Source organism: Pedobacter sp. Leaf132 (genome assembly GCF_920984695.1).
Lineage (GTDB): Bacteria > Bacteroidota > Bacteroidia > Sphingobacteriales > Sphingobacteriaceae > Pedobacter.
In genome coordinates this window covers 103,963-118,584 of record NZ_CAKLBO010000005.1, presented here as the reverse complement: position 1 = coordinate 118,584, position 14,622 = coordinate 103,963, and the positions used below count along the sequence as shown (strand labels likewise).

The following is a 14,622-nucleotide window of genomic DNA, read 5'->3' as shown; positions in this document are numbered from 1 at the left end:
AAGATGAATTTGAAACAGACCGCAAAGATTTTATTAGGTGCAGGATTGATTTTTGCTGGTATTGGTCATTTAACTTTTGCCAGAAAGGATTTCCAGGCACAGGTACCGGATTGGGTACCGCTAAAAAAGGATGATACCGTTGTATTATCTGGCATCGGAGAGATTGCCTTGGGTGCTGCTTTGATTGTAACACCAAAAAAATATGAAAAGCATGTTGGAGTAATGGCAGCGCTAATGTTTGTAGCAGTATTTCCTGGTAATATTGCACAATACACCAATAAACGCAGTGCTTTTGGGTTGGATACAGATATCAAAAGATTCGCCCGCCTGTTTTTTCAACCGGTACTTATTTACTGGGCGTTAAAAAGTTGCAATGCCTTAAAAAATAAGAGCAATTAGGAATATTAACCATCAAAATATATTAGATTATTAATTTTGGAATCCCTTAACTAAATGTAGCCTCTTGCATCCCTTTTTTTTAACCGTTATTGGTGCAATTTTTATATTATCCCTTGTTGTAATCCTTTTATGGATATACGGACGAGATAAGAATTATCAAAATGCTTTATTAGCTGTTGCAATTGGCGGCACTGCATGGTACGCCATGATATTTCTTTTAACGGGTTCGGGCAATATTCAACATTATCCAATCTTATTTAACAAGGGCTTGCCACTATATTATGCTATTGGCCCATGTTTTTACTTGTACCTAAGAGGAGAACTAAATCCCAGCTATAGAAAATTTAATAAGAAACACCTCTTACATTTCTTAATTGTTATACCAGCGCTGGTTTCGGTAATGCCTTATAATTTTCTTGATTTATCGCAACAGCAGCTTGTTGTAAACCGGGTGGCAAAAGATGTTCATTACGCATTTTCAAATAGCAAATATATTGTAGAGCCCTGTCATTGGTTTACTTTTCCGCTTTCAGCACTCATTTATTCTTTCCTTCAGTTAAGACTCACTTATACCGCAGCCAAACAAAAAAGAACTAAAACCATTAAATGGGCCTATCTTTTTTCAAGCCTGTTGGCCTTGATATTTCTGGGGATGCTCGCTTTAAATATTGCAATTGTACACAATGCAAACAGTGCCTACTTCATGTTACATAGAAGTCCGCTGATTTTAACACTAGCCTTAACTTTACTTTTACTGAGCCTGTCTTTCTTTTTAAACCCGGAAATGATATTTGGTTTCGCGGTTAAGTTTGAAAAGGAAGATAACAATTTTCCCTCAATCCAGGTTTCGACAGATAATGTCGCTTCAGAAAAACGAAAGGCGAAACCGGTTGATGAGAAGCTGATTGAGCAGGTGGAATACCATGTTATAAAGCGGCAAGCCTTTAAACAAGTTGGCCTAACGATGAGTGAACTTGCTTCTCAAATGGATGTAGCAAATCATAAACTCTCAGATTTATTTAACAACCACTACCAGTCAAACTTCAATACTTATATTAACCATCTGCGAATTAAATATGTAAAGGAACGCCTTGATTCGGGTGACTGGAAACAATATACTTTAGAAGCCATTGCTTTGGAAGCAGGCTTTTCATCAAGAAACACCTTCTTCGTCGCTTTTAAGAAAGTGATGGATAAAAGTCCCTCTACTTATCTTTCAGGACTTAAAAACGGATAATTTTGTAATGATTTTCAATATCAATACAAAAACCACTTCCCTGTTTAAACGATTTATAAATATTAAATAAGATTTTTGTGAGACCATTAACCGAGTGTACGAGCTTGGTTAATGCGGGAAACTAAACTAACAGGCAGCTATGTCAAATTCAGAGAAAAAAACCTTAATGGTTTTTAAAATTACATCAGAGAAGTTTCTGGAACTTCGCAAATATGTTGACTGCGACAAGCGATCGTTAACCATATTTTCTCCTGGTCATAAGATTTCGAGCGGTGCTGTATTCTTAGATAAAACTTCGCTCGAGGCTATGTTCGAGGAGTTTGAAAATGCTTCATAAATACTATTAATCTCTCAACTATAGTATGGCATTTAATGCCTGTGAAAAAGGCCCGGATTTTATTTCGGGCCTTTTCTAATTATTTGCAGGATTTGATTAATCGTTGATTGCTTTAACGCCCGGTAATTCTTTTCCTTCCATATATTCTAATAAAGCACCACCACCGGTAGATACATAACTTACTTCATCTTCCATACCAAATTTAGCAATTGCTGCAGCAGAATCGCCGCCACCAATTAATGAGAATGCACCATTGTCTTTCGTTGCAGCTACAACAGCATCAGCAACAGCTTTGGTGCCTACTTCAAAACTCTCCATTTCGAACACGCCCATCGGGCCATTCCACAATAAGGTTTTAGAATTTTTAATTACTTCCTGAAATAATTCAGCTGATTTAGGACCGATATCAAGGCCCATCCAATCTGCCGGTATCTGACCAGAATCTACATTTTTCTTATCAGCATCATTGGCAAATTTATCAGCAATTACAGTATCAAGGGGAAGAATTAAGTTTACACCTTTAGCTTTTGCTTTTTCTATTAACTCTAAAGAAAGTTCTTGTTTATCAGCTTCTAAAAGTGAAGTGCCGATTTCTCCGCCCTGCGCTTTTGCAAATGTGTAAGCCATACCACCGCCAATAATCAGGTTATCGACTTTATCTAATAACTTTTCAATTAAAAGAATTTTATCCGACACTTTTGCGCCACCCATAATTGCAGTAAAAGGTCTTTCGGGATGATTTAGTACCTTCTCTGCATTCTCTACTTCAGAAGCCATCAGATAACCAAAGTATTTTGCATCAGGAAAAAATTCTGCAACAATTGCCGTTGAAGCATGCGCACGGTGAGCTGTACCAAAAGCATCGTTTACATATACATCACCTAAAGCCGCAAGTTTTTTCGCGAAAGCTTTGTCGCCTTTTTCTTCCTCTTTATAAAAGCGCAAATTCTCTAACAATAAAACTTCACCTGCTGCCAGATTTTTAGCTTCATTTACCGCAGTATCGCCAATACAGTCATCTGCAAATTTAACCTCCAAATCTAACATAGAAGATAAATCAGATAGAATGTGTTTTAAAGAATATTTATCTGTCGGACCATCTTTAGGGCGACCTAAATGCGACATTAAAATAACCGAGCCACCATCTTTCAATATTTTTTGGATGGTTGGAAGTGCAGCACGCATTCTTTTATCGTCAGTAATTTTAAAGTTATCATCCAAAGGGACATTAAAATCTACCCTTATTAAGGCTTTTTTATCTTTAAAGTCAAACTGGTCTATTGTTCTCATGTTTATTATTTATTTTGATTTTAAGTTTAATTTCATTTCGTAGTGGAAGCCAATTCCTGGGATGTCGAACTCTGGAGATTCGGTTGTAAAACCGATTTTCTTATAGAATGGTGCAGCGGTTGAACGGGCATTGCACCACAGATAATTGGTATTGTATTCTTTCAGGTATTCGATGGCAAAATCTACAAGTGCCTTTCCGTACCCATTGCCTCCATAGTCGCTATGCGTAGCCATCCCTCTCAACTGATAACCCTCTCCCTGGTTTTCAAAAAAATCGTTACGCATAAAGCTCGCAATGGATCTGATTTCTCCATCAAGCTCATAGCCAAGGTGAAAAGTATCATAAGCTTCATCACCATCAAAAATGCAATGCTCAAATGATTTTCCATTTCTAAGCATCATGCTTCGAAGCGGAAGAACTTCTGTTGACGATATGAATTTTACCATAGATTTAATTTATTTCGGGGATGTTTCAAATTTATGCAATCGTTCCCGTAAATTAAGGTAATTGCTGGTTTTTTAGTTGATTGGTTTTTAGATTGTAAATTGTTTATTCCTATCGGATGATTGTTTTTTTTCTAACTATGCTGCAACTGCTTGAATCTTTTTAATTAAATCAACAATTCTGCTGCTATAGCCAAATTCATTATCGTACCAACCCACCACTTTGACTAAATCGCCTACAATAGAAGTAAGCTGTGCATCGAAAACGCAAGAATGTGGGTTATCGATAACGTCGATAGAAACAATTGGATCTTCTGTATATTCTAATAGATTAGCCAGTTCATTATCGGCAGCTTTTTTAAATGCGTCGTTAATTTCTTTAACCGTTGTTTTTTGTTTAAGGATGCAGGTAAAATCTGTTAAGGAACCATTTAACACCGGAACGCGGATTCCGGCGCCACCCAACCGACCATCCAGTTCTGGAAAAATATGCGTAATGGCCTTTGCGGCACCTGTTGTTGTTGGAATAATTGATGATGAGGCTGCCCTGGCTCTGCGCAAATCTTTATGATTGCTGTCATGCAGGTTCTGATCGCCCGTCATGGAGTGAACCGTAGTAATGTAACCTTCTTCCACCCCCCAGTTATCATTTAAAATTTTTATCATCGGGGCGATGTTGTTGGTGGTACAACTGGCATTTGATAAAATCGGACTTGTTAAATCTATATCTTCATCATTTACACCCAAAACAACCATAGGGATATCATCAGCCGCAGGAGCAGAGATAATTACCTGCTTTGCGCCAGAATGAATGTGTCCTTCAGCATCTTCTTTCGTTAAGTTTTTGCCAGTACAATCTACTACAATATCCACTTTTAAAGCCGACCATGGAAGCTGAATGGCATGTTTCATAGAAAAAAACGGAATAGAAATCCCGTTGATAACGATGGCATCAACTTTAGATTCTACAGTCCCTTTAAATACGCCGTGAATGGTATCGTATTTAAACAGGTGTGCCATTGTTTTAGGCTCCGATAAATCATTAATCGCCACCACTTCAAAACCCTCGGCTAATGCCAAACGTAAAAAGGTTCTCCCTATTCTACCAAAGCCATTTATTGCAATTCTCATTAACTAAAATTAGAGCGCAAAATTAATCTTTATTTTGAATTGTTGAGATAATATAATTATTAAGACTTATGATCCTTTCCTGTTTTTGTAGAGAGGGTGCTATTTATGGAGATTGAGTTAAAAAGGGTAGCGGGAAGTGAAAATCTCAGCCGATTTAACCTCAGCACCCGCCCTCTCCTTGAAGAGCCGGAGCCGTTGGTGCAAAGAAAATGCAAGTTTAGAGTTAAATGTTAATTGAGACCTCACCCCCCGCCCTCTCCTTAAAGAGAGGGAGCCGTTAGTGCAGAAAAAAATCACGTTTAGAGTTAAATGTTGATTGAGACCTCACCCCCCGCCCTCTCCTTAAAGAGAGGGAGCCGTCAGTGCAGAAAAAATGCATGCCGGCTAAAAAGCAGAGCGATGATGTAGTGGAAAGGCTTAGCAAAGTGGAATAGAAAGTAGTTAGTTTAACCTCACCCCCCGCCCTCTCCTTAAAGAGCCGGAGCCGTTAGTGCAGAAAAAATGCATGCCGCTAAAAAGCAGAGCGATGATGTAGTGGGAAAGGCTTAGCAAAGTGGAAATAGAAAGCAGTTAGTTTGACCTCACCACCCAACCTCGCCTTGAAGAGCCGGAGCTGTTAAAGCAAAAAAAAATCAAGTTTAGAGTTAAATGTTTAATTGAGCCATCACCCCCAACCTCGCCTTGAAGTGCCGAAGCTATAACTGATAACACGCAACTTATCACAGCTTTAATATTGCTTTTTGGTCCTTTATGCGGAGGCGGTAGAAGAGTACGAAATCAAAGATTATGCACAGGCCAATAATAAAAAATATCAGAAAGAAATTACCGAAATTTTGCATCAGCAATGCCATTGTTATTACCGCTATATTTAATCCGGCGGTTAAGAGAATAATTTGTGGGGGTTTATAGCCTAATCTTTCTAAACGATGATGAATGTGGTTTCTGTCGCCTTCAAATGGCGATTTTCCTTTAAATATTCTTACGGTAAAAACACGCAGAGAATCATATATGGGTACTATGAGCATAGCAACTGCAATTGCCGGTGCAGAAAAAACAAATGGAGTAGTTTCACCTGTAAATTTACTCAGCTCGATAAACTTTATTGATAAAGCCGCTGTTACCAAACCTATAATTAGTGCCCCGGTATCGCCCATAAAAATTTTTGCAGGGTACCAGTTATATCTTATAAAACCTAAAACAGCACCCACCAATGCAAAGGCAATAAATGCATAGGCAAGCTGGTTCATCATGGCAAAAAATACACCAAAAAACAGATTTGCAATGATGCCAATAGAACCCGCCAGGCCGTCAATTCCATCGATGAGGTTAAAGGCATTGTTCAAGAATATAATTAATATCACCGAAAAAACTCCACCCCAAAGCATGTTCATGTCTCCAATTCCTAAAACGCCATACAAACTGCTTAATCTAAAACCACCAAAAAAGACAAGTATAATGGCTACAATTAATTGCAATATGAATTTTGTACTGGTATTAATACCATAAACATCGTCTTTCAATCCCAATGCGGCCAGTATTATGCATGATGTAATCAAGAAATTTGCCTCATTAAATTGAACAAGTGCTGCAAAAAGTAAAACACTAATCGTGAAACTTACAAAAATTGCTAAACCACCTAATCTGGAAATATTATTCCCATGGCTTTTTCGATGCATGTCATTAGTATCAAAAAGACCGTATTTTATTGAAGTAAAAATTATTGAAGGAATACTAAATACAACCATCAACGCTGCTAAAACGAAAATGGCTACATAGAACAATTCGGGGTAGGATTGCAATAGGTATTTTAACAAAATTAGAGGTTTGGTTTACACAAATATATGAAATGCAATTTTACTGTGACAAAGCAAGTGTATTAAATGATAAATATCATAAAGATAATTTTAACTACGTAAGAAAAAACTGTTCAATTTTGTTCAGTTTCTTTTTAAGCAAAATAAGGAGAGGTAATGGAAGCTTATTTCTTCTTAGTGCAATCCAATCATTCTTTGCGGCTTTTAAGATTCCTCGCAAGCTACCATTGCTTAAACCTCCCGTACGCATATTTACCATAAGCATTGGCAGGTATTTACTTTTAATATGATGAACATAAAGAAAGCGAAGCATTAAATCGTAATCTGCAGCTGTGCCTAAATCTAAAGCATAGTTGCCATATTTTTCAAAAACATCTTTTTTTATATATAAAGTTGGGTGTGCGGGCATCCAGCCATTTTCAAAATCCTTTTTGCCAGCCTGCCTGGATGTCCATTTTCTAATAATTTTATTATTTGTAGGGTGGATATAATTTAAGTCACCGTAAAGTGCCTGAAGATTTCCATCATTTTTAAAAGATGTTGCAACTTCAGTAATTATAGAATTACTGGCCAACATATCATCTGCATTCAATAAGCCAATTACAGCTCCCGAAGCCAGATTCAGACCTTTATTTACAGCATCATATAATCCTTTATCAGCTTCTGAAACAAATTTATAGATGTGATTTTCGTACTTTTTAATGATGTTTAATGTTCCATCTGTTGAAGCTCCATCTATGATGATGTATTCTAAATCCGCATAATCCTGAGCGATTACAGATTTAATACACGCTTCCAGAAAAGATTCGCCATTATAAACTACTGTTATTACAGATACCTTCATTAACTATTTTATATCTTTTATTGATGCTGATGCAGCCAATACCTGCGGTAAAGATAAAAAATACGGGTAAATAGTCGTCGATTGGGCACTGTTCGTAATAAGTTCCTTTAATACCACCTTTGGCATGCCCAACGCAGCCATTATATGGCTTTGATGTATCTAAAACCCATATGCAGCCGGCATTTGGATAGATATTTGGATTATTCGAAAAAACACCACCGGGTGGATTTGTTTGATAAATTAATAGTTCTGGATAGCCCGGAACTAAGCAACCATATTCGGCAAATGCAAATAAATGGGATAGAAAGAGCGGGATGATTAAACACAACTTTTTCATAAGCTATAGGATTAATCATACAGCAATATAAAATTAGTTTTGTTGAAATCAAATTTATTTTATATCTAATTTGCTTTAAAATAGCGACTTGTGTTTTGCGGCGGGAAACACTATGCTAACATAACTTAGTACTATTACAGTACTTTATCTATGCTTTATCCCTACTTGATCTATGCCTATGGTATGAAGACCCTTAGGTTACCGTATTTTTTTTCTTCGGATAAATATAAAACCAAAAATACCTGTGGCTGTACCGAGGGCCCAGGAATAATCATCGAAGTTGCAATTGATAACTGTAAAAGAAGCGTAGTAATTACCATTGTAAATAATTCCATCTCTGGGACCAAATAAATCTGCCGCACATACTAATAGGCCTGCTACTACAGCAGCTGTCCCGTTACAAACCTGGCATGATCCTGACGGTGCTGGAGACCAACATCTTCCATTTGAATCAATGTAACTGGTTGTCGTGAAAGCAGGACCAGCTAATATGGAAACTGATGCAAGGCTAGTGTACATTCTATTGCCAACAAGACATCCTTCGGCAGCACTTACATTTTTATCAATGAGTAATGCAAAAATAATTAAGCATAATCTTAAGCGTCTCATATTTGTAACGGATGATGTGTTACAAACCTAAATACACTATTTACTGAAAAGATCGTTCTTTTTGTTCATTCCTGGCTTCCTTGTTAGCTAGTGGTAACAAGTTTTCTGTATATCATTAAGCTAAGTTAAATTGCCTGCGCCTTAAGTACATAAAGCCTAATACCCCTATTGGCAAAATTAGAAATGGTATGTAATCATCAAGGGGGCACTTTATAGTATTCGTAAAATATCCATAATCCCCTAAAGCATTTGTTGTAACCCCAGCTACTATTTTTCTAATTGTACAACCATTTACAGAAGTAACTACGAAAGAAAAGCAGCGATTTAATGGTCGAGGTTCATCCAAATTCCAATCCGAATAACTTACACCAGAACTAGCATTGAAAATTGTACCAGTGTAGGTTTGTAGATATATACGCTGATTATTGATGTTAAAGTATCCATTCAGGTTTTTATCTCTGCACCCCAATTGATTATTCGTTGGAACAAAATAACCTTGAGCCTGGCAGATAAGACTTAAAAATACAAAGATTATAGTAAGGTTTATCTTTTTTAAATTTGAGAAAGGGTTAACTATCGTGAAAGAATGCTCTGTGATTACAGTGATGTTGACTAAAGTTTTCATAGCTTATCAAGTTGACAAGCTTATCAAATCAGCAAAGATTAACCAGAGGATGTAAATATCTCAAACTAAGGCACTACAGTATTATATACGTTAATTTTAAATAAAAAGTTTTTACGCTGGATTTTTACAATAAAAGCTTCTATTTCGAATGTAACAAAAGCCAATGAGACCAATTGGTAGAATTAGAAGTGGAATGTAATCATCTAAAGGGCATTGGTAATAATCCTGAGCAAAAACACCACCATACCATTTATAAGGACTAGCATTACCTGCTCTTACTGCACACTCCCTGCGTGTTGTAGGATTTGGATTTTTGTAGCACGTGTAGTTTACTGCCACACTTAGCCCTTGCCCATCGTAAACAGTTTTACCTTGAATATCAGCATTTTCATTGGTAGGTACAGACACTCCAGGCAATACAGAACGGTAGACATTTGGATAGGCTGAAACTGCGCCATAAGGAAATACAATGATGCATCCTGATGGATTTTGCTGAGGAAATACAGATAAACTTAGCGAAATTAATATTAAAGTAATTAAAAATTTCATTAGAGGATATGGAACGGGACAGTTTCCATATACAAAAATATAGAACAGCGTATCAATCACACTAATTATGCTACATCATCATACAACTTTTATGGTTTTCGAACAATATTCATAACCAATTATTGAAACGCCACAACTTGCAGGAATTTTTAATCTAAATTCACCTACTTTTTCGAAGAAATCAATAGAAATAATAAATTTTATTAATTCCTTCTTAAGTATGCAAAACCAAATAAACCAACCGGAAGAATTAGCCAAGCCAAATTATCATCAATAGGGCAATTGATATATACGGGCGTAAAGGTTATGGTTCTGTAGGATGTTTTAGGATACCCAGTTAAGCTGATTATGACGATTGCATTCGATTAGAAAGCTATTCCTACACCACGTTAAAATTTTTTTTTCTAAAATATGGAAAGCCTAACATACCAATCGGTAGAATTAGAAAAGGAATATAGTCGTCGAGTGGGCAGGGAACAAAAATGATTCTACTTGCAGGTATATAATAGTTTCCTATTAGCGTTCCATTTACTCTACAAGTTTGACCATTGGTCGTTGCATCATCGTAACTATATTTTGGGCAGGCACTTGGATAAGCTGTACTTGGCGAATTATTATAAGCTACTGGAGCACCAAAATTTCTTGTTCCTGACAAAGCTCCATAATAGATAATTTCACTGGTGGTCCCGTAATTAACAGCACATCCTTGACCAGAGGAATATGACACAGTTAAAATTATGAATGATAATAATGACGTAAAAAATCTGAAACTCCGCATAAAAATCTTAAAAATTTTATGGGATATGCTATAAACAATAGAGGGCGTACAAAAATATAAATCTGGTCGGTATTTCCTAATCATATCAAATTCGACGATAATTGATTAGAAAAATAGAATTGAACTGAACTTTGCTAAGTCTTGTACAAATGTACGATGTTACCTGAAGCGCTTTAAATAGAGGTTTTCCCATAAAAATATCTAATTCTTCCGGGCGGATATGCTTCACATAAATAGGTTTACAAAATTACTTTATCCCCATTTTCTTAAAGAATTGGCTTAGTAGATTCTCTTGATTATTGTCAAGAAAAGCATTTCGAGTTGATATTTGTCAACAACATTAGGCAACTGAACAAAATGTTAAATAAAAAACAAGGCATCATTTCAAAAACAAGTAATATTAATCCTACTAAAAATCAAACGTTCTGTATTATTCGTTTCGTAAAAGTCTTGCTTTAACAATTTGGAATATCCATGATAATTGTCAATTGATGTTCTGGTACATCATATTTTTTCTTCATAAGTCATTTTTTAAATTATTTTTGTAATACCAAACAAACACACTTAAAAGCTCGCATGGCCATTTTGAATAGAAGAAACGTATTTATATTTTTAATTCCACTACTATTATTAAGCATATTAAGTGCCTGTTCTGCAAGAAGGGAACGTAGTCTTTTTAATGCGCCAAGTGATATCGTAACAGACACCATCAAACAGGTTTATGTTGTAAACGATCAGGGTATCAGCGATGCTTTTTACAAAATAAAAATAAACGACCAGTTGGCTGTAAGAAATGTTCAAAACCCGGAGTTTGGCGCAACAGGTTCAACAGGATTGGCTAGCTCGGCAATTGGCAGCAGTGCTGGCGCAGCATCAGGCAGTATAAATTCTGTGCTTTCTTATCCGGTAGATTTAGATGGTCAGGTTAATTTACCTGCAATAGGCAAAGTTGCAGTTGTGGGGCTGAGCAGAAGGGAGGCCGCGACTAAAATTCAGGATTTGTATGCTAAACAACTGTTACGCAATCCAATTATCGAATTAAGTGTAGTTAATTTAAAAGTAACGCTTTTAGGTGAGTTTGGCAGACAAGGAAACTTCCTTTTAGAGAAGGAAAATACTACCCTAATTGATATTATTGGTGAAGCCGGAGGTATCACTAAAACCGCAGATCCAAAAACGTTAAAAATTATTCGTGGCGACCGCAGCAATCCGGAACTTATTTATGTAAACTTAAATGACATTAATAGTTTGGCAAGTAAGAAGCTGATTTTGCAGAATCATGATATTATCGTTTTACAGCCTACAAAAAATGCGGCTACTACGGAGAAATTGCAGAGTTTTAATAATATTTTACAGCCACTGCTGGTTGTGGTGAATTTAGCGATTTTGATATTTACCGTAACGAAATAGATTTGGGTGTTATGTTGGCATGGGTGTCTTAGCCGGACAGGCTTTTTTCTTTTGACTACAAAAGAAAAAAAATTGCCGGCTCCCTAGATTTCTTTTGAAGTTATTAGGTTGGGTAATTTCTGCATACCGTGATTCAGACCATGCCGGTTGAGAAGCGAAACGTAGATGTAGTGGTAAGGTTAGTTGGGTATAATATATGGTGCAGATTAAATTACGAGATAAACCTAAGCCCCCGCCCTCTACTTATAGAGCTGCAGCCATCTGGCAATAGAAAACTGATAATAAATTAAGTATATAAATAAAAAACATTGACTGAAACGATTCAAGAAAATAAGGGTGTTAGCCAAAGCATAGATTTTTATAAAATCTTTCGGGTTTTTTTAAGTCGCTGGTATTGGATTGCCGCAACGGTTGGTATTGCTTTAAGCATTGCCTGGGTTTACCTTTGGTATACACCTCCGATTTATCAAACCGGAGCTTCTTTAAAATTAGAAGACAGCAGTCCCTCGTCATTAGGCAGAGATGGCAGTGTACAAACTTCAAATTATAATTATACAGATAAAATACAGGCAGAGAGCTTTACCATTCGCAGCAATGAAGTAATTTCTAATGCTGTAAAAATGCTGGATTACAAAATCAGCTATTACCTAAAAGGAAGGGTTAGAACTACCGAACTCTACCCAAATGTGCCATTTGTTATTGAAATTATTAAGCAAGACAGTGTTAATTTCGATCGTGCCCTTTACGAGGTCACTGCGGCGGATGATGAGCACTTTACTTTATATTTAGCAGAGAACGATAAGCAGAAAACGGTTTACAAATACGGTCAGAACATCAATATTGGCAATATGATTTTCCGTGTTAAAGATAAAATCCCTGGAAAAAGCACTTACCAGTTCAAGTTCAACAGTAAAGAGGATTTTATCGGAAGGGCTATGAGTGGTCTGTATATTGGTGAAGCGGCTCGTTTTACAAATGTGATGAGTTTGAGCCAAACAGATGCTAATGCTGTATTTGCGGCTGATATTCTTAATGCCATCATGAAGGAATATGTGAAGTATGACATTATCCAAAGAAGGCGATCGGCAAAACAAACTGTAGATTTTATTGATAGTCAGTTAGGGTTTATTGATAATGAGGCCGGGAAATCGGGCAGCAACCTAGCCAATTTCAAAACACAGAATAAATTGGTAGATATGAGCTCATCTACCTCAATGACCGTCGGAAAGCTTTCGGATTTTGAGAAGCAAAAAACCGAGCTAAAACTAAAGCAATTTGGAATCAGGCAGCTTCAAGAACAGTTAAACAGCAACAAATCTAAAATTGAGATTGGTTTAGATTTAGATGGCGAACTAAATTCGGGATTGAGTTTACTGGTTACACAACTTAATTCACTTTTGGCCAATCGTGAAGCAAAGCTTAGTCAATTTAACAGCGACTCGCAACCCCTTAAAAATATAGATCAACAAATTTCTAACGTAAAAGCAAACATCAGAAGCAGCGTTGATGCCATGCTTAGAAAGAACGAACAAACCATTAGGTATTTTGATAACCAGATTGCAGGTGTAACGCAAAGCATGAGCACAATTCCGGTTAAAGAGCAGAATTTCGTGAAACTTCAAACCAATTTTGAAGTCAATAATAAGGTTAGAACATTTTTATCAGAGAAGAAACTCGATGCAGAAATGAATGCTGCAGCAGTGGTTTCGGGCGCATCTATTGTTAACCCTGCCTATCCATCATATTATGCAATTTCTCCAAACGCTAATAAAGCTTACAGTACTGCTTTAACCCTTGGTTTGGCTGCCGGATTCGGATTGATTCTTTTGGTAAGATTTTTAAATCCTTACATATACGATAAAGAAACTGTTGAAAGCTTAACCCATACGCCTATAATCGGGGTGATTAGAAAGTTTCCAGATTTTATAGACCAAGATAGTCGCCAGGCACTGTCTTTATCAAAACCTAAATCGGTGTTTGCAGAATCCGTTCGTTCCGTTAGGACAAACCTAAGCTTTTTAGCCAGCCATAAGCAAAGTAAAGTTATTTGTATTACTTCAGAAATTTCCGGGGAAGGAAAATCATTTGTAACCGTAAACCTGGCCAGTACGCTTGCTTTAATTGAAAAACGTGTAGTTTTAATTGCTGCCGATTTACGTAAATCGAAATTGCATAAGGCATTTGGGAGTGATAATAAGAAAGGATTAAGCTCTTTATTATCTGGTCAGGCCACTTTGCAAGATGTAATGATACATGATGACATGCATCATATTGATTTCATTCCATCGGGACCGGTGCCGCCAAATCCTTCTGAGTTATTGCATACAGAAGCTATGAAAGAACTATTAAAGGATTTACAAGCGAAATACGATTACGTATTGGTAGATACGGCACCAGTAGGTCTGGTATCAGATGCCATCCCGCTTATTCGTTCTTCTGATGTTAATTTATTTGTTATCCGTTCGGGCGTTTCGCAACAGAGGGCAGCAAATATTCCGGAGCGTTTATCCAGGGAGTATGGTTTGAGCAATCTTGCCATAGTATTAAATGCCTTTGGCGATGATGCGCTATATTCAAATTATTATACCACAGATTACTCAAGGGGAGGCGGAAACAGTACATATTACTATTCTGATTACTCTGGTTATTCGGGTTCTGGTTATTACGATGATGAAAATAGAAAATGGTGGATGTTTTGGAAGAAGAAGTAAGGGTTTAGGGTTTAGGGTTTAGGGTTTAGGGTTTAGGGTTTAGGGTTTAGGGTTTAGGGGAAAGTTTTGAATTGTAATAATGTTTGTAATTTTATGTTTACTTCAGT

At 36.7% G+C, this 14,622-nt stretch carries 15 protein-coding genes; 5 read left to right on the top strand and 10 right to left on the bottom strand.

Annotation, left to right across the window (positions count from 1 at the left end):
- The first annotated feature begins 3 nt into the window (after positions 1 to 3).
- From LUA86_RS11285 to LUA86_RS11275, 3 genes are all read left to right on the top strand, one after another.
- Positions 4 to 399, top strand: a complete 396-nt coding sequence (locus LUA86_RS11285) for a hypothetical protein (protein ID WP_231461922.1) — start codon at positions 4 to 6, stop codon at positions 397 to 399.
- 64 nt (positions 400 to 463) lie between these two features.
- The gene (locus LUA86_RS11280) at positions 464 to 1,636 is read left to right on the top strand and encodes an AraC family transcriptional regulator (protein WP_231461920.1); all 1,173 of its coding nucleotides are present in this window, start codon (positions 464 to 466) and stop codon (positions 1,634 to 1,636) included.
- A gap of 139 nt (positions 1,637 to 1,775) precedes the next feature.
- On the top strand, positions 1,776 to 1,973 hold the full coding sequence (locus LUA86_RS11275) for a hypothetical protein (protein ID WP_231461919.1): 198 nt from the start codon (positions 1,776 to 1,778) through the stop codon (positions 1,971 to 1,973).
- Positions 1,974 to 2,069: 96 nt separating this feature from the next.
- Here the strand turns inward: LUA86_RS11275 and pgk are convergent, their stop codons facing one another.
- The 10 genes from pgk to LUA86_RS11225 form a co-directional block, all read right to left on the bottom strand.
- The gene (gene pgk / locus LUA86_RS11270) at positions 2,070 to 3,263 is read right to left on the bottom strand and encodes a phosphoglycerate kinase (RefSeq protein WP_304622662.1); all 1,194 of its coding nucleotides are present in this window, start codon (positions 3,261 to 3,263) and stop codon (positions 2,070 to 2,072) included.
- A 9-nt stretch (positions 3,264 to 3,272) separates the two neighbouring features.
- Positions 3,273 to 3,710, bottom strand: a complete 438-nt coding sequence (locus LUA86_RS11265; RefSeq protein WP_231461911.1) for a GNAT family N-acetyltransferase — start codon at positions 3,708 to 3,710, stop codon at positions 3,273 to 3,275.
- A 135-nt stretch (positions 3,711 to 3,845) separates the two neighbouring features.
- Entirely contained in the window at positions 3,846 to 4,838 is a 993-nt protein-coding gene (gap, locus tag LUA86_RS11260; protein ID WP_231461903.1) for a type I glyceraldehyde-3-phosphate dehydrogenase, read from the bottom strand.
- A 719-nt stretch (positions 4,839 to 5,557) separates the two neighbouring features.
- Positions 5,558 to 6,652 (bottom strand): MraY family glycosyltransferase, encoded by a 1,095-nt coding sequence (locus LUA86_RS11255; RefSeq protein WP_231461890.1) that lies wholly within the window; start codon positions 6,650 to 6,652, stop codon positions 5,558 to 5,560.
- A gap of 94 nt (positions 6,653 to 6,746) precedes the next feature.
- On the bottom strand, positions 6,747 to 7,496 hold the full coding sequence (locus LUA86_RS11250) for a glycosyltransferase family 2 protein (protein WP_231461888.1): 750 nt from the start codon (positions 7,494 to 7,496) through the stop codon (positions 6,747 to 6,749).
- Positions 7,465 to 7,833 carry a hypothetical protein gene (locus LUA86_RS11245; RefSeq protein WP_231461886.1) on the bottom strand — a complete coding sequence of 123 codons (369 nt, stop codon included), beginning with the start codon at positions 7,831 to 7,833 and terminating at the stop codon, positions 7,465 to 7,467. The genes LUA86_RS11250 and LUA86_RS11245 overlap by 32 nt, the downstream gene beginning before the upstream one ends.
- A gap of 198 nt (positions 7,834 to 8,031) precedes the next feature.
- Complete coding sequence (locus LUA86_RS11240; RefSeq protein ID WP_231461884.1) at positions 8,032 to 8,442, bottom strand: hypothetical protein; 411 nt, start codon at positions 8,440 to 8,442, stop codon at positions 8,032 to 8,034.
- A gap of 115 nt (positions 8,443 to 8,557) precedes the next feature.
- Positions 8,558 to 9,067 (bottom strand): hypothetical protein, encoded by a 510-nt coding sequence (locus LUA86_RS11235; protein WP_231461882.1) that lies wholly within the window; start codon positions 9,065 to 9,067, stop codon positions 8,558 to 8,560.
- A gap of 111 nt (positions 9,068 to 9,178) precedes the next feature.
- Positions 9,179 to 9,616, bottom strand: a complete 438-nt coding sequence (locus tag LUA86_RS11230) for a hypothetical protein (RefSeq protein ID WP_231461880.1) — start codon at positions 9,614 to 9,616, stop codon at positions 9,179 to 9,181.
- A gap of 379 nt (positions 9,617 to 9,995) precedes the next feature.
- Complete coding sequence (locus LUA86_RS11225) at positions 9,996 to 10,271, bottom strand: hypothetical protein (RefSeq protein ID WP_231461878.1); 276 nt, start codon at positions 10,269 to 10,271, stop codon at positions 9,996 to 9,998.
- 699 nt (positions 10,272 to 10,970) lie between these two features.
- Between LUA86_RS11225 and LUA86_RS11220 the strand changes: the two genes are divergently transcribed.
- Complete coding sequence (locus tag LUA86_RS11220) at positions 10,971 to 11,804, top strand: polysaccharide biosynthesis/export family protein (RefSeq protein WP_231461871.1); 834 nt, start codon at positions 10,971 to 10,973, stop codon at positions 11,802 to 11,804.
- A gap of 308 nt (positions 11,805 to 12,112) precedes the next feature.
- Entirely contained in the window at positions 12,113 to 14,515 is a 2,403-nt protein-coding gene (locus tag LUA86_RS11215; protein WP_231461870.1) for a polysaccharide biosynthesis tyrosine autokinase, read from the top strand.
- The last annotated feature ends 107 nt before the right edge of the window (positions 14,516 to 14,622 follow it).

Excerpts from the sequence above, each read along its gene's own strand:
- LUA86_RS11285 (WP_231461922.1), top strand. The coding sequence starts at position 4 with ATGAATTTGAAACAGACCGCAAAGATTTTATTAGGTGCAGGATTGATT.
- LUA86_RS11275 (WP_231461919.1), top strand. The coding sequence starts at position 1,776 with ATGTCAAATTCAGAGAAAAAAACCTTAATGGTTTTTAAAATTACATCA.
- pgk (WP_304622662.1), bottom strand. The coding sequence starts at position 3,263 with ATGAGAACAATAGACCAGTTTGACTTTAAAGATAAAAAAGCCTTAATA.
- LUA86_RS11265 (WP_231461911.1), bottom strand. The coding sequence starts at position 3,710 with ATGGTAAAATTCATATCGTCAACAGAAGTTCTTCCGCTTCGAAGCATG.
- gap (WP_231461903.1), bottom strand. The coding sequence starts at position 4,838 with ATGAGAATTGCAATAAATGGCTTTGGTAGAATAGGGAGAACCTTTTTA.
- LUA86_RS11250 (WP_231461888.1), bottom strand. The coding sequence starts at position 7,496 with ATGAAGGTATCTGTAATAACAGTAGTTTATAATGGCGAATCTTTTCTG.
- LUA86_RS11245 (WP_231461886.1), bottom strand. The coding sequence starts at position 7,833 with ATGAAAAAGTTGTGTTTAATCATCCCGCTCTTTCTATCCCATTTATTT.
- LUA86_RS11240 (WP_231461884.1), bottom strand. The coding sequence starts at position 8,442 with ATGAGACGCTTAAGATTATGCTTAATTATTTTTGCATTACTCATTGAT.
- LUA86_RS11235 (WP_231461882.1), bottom strand. The coding sequence starts at position 9,067 with ATGAAAACTTTAGTCAACATCACTGTAATCACAGAGCATTCTTTCACG.
- LUA86_RS11230 (WP_231461880.1), bottom strand. The coding sequence starts at position 9,616 with ATGAAATTTTTAATTACTTTAATATTAATTTCGCTAAGTTTATCTGTA.
- LUA86_RS11220 (WP_231461871.1), top strand. The coding sequence starts at position 10,971 with ATGGCCATTTTGAATAGAAGAAACGTATTTATATTTTTAATTCCACTA.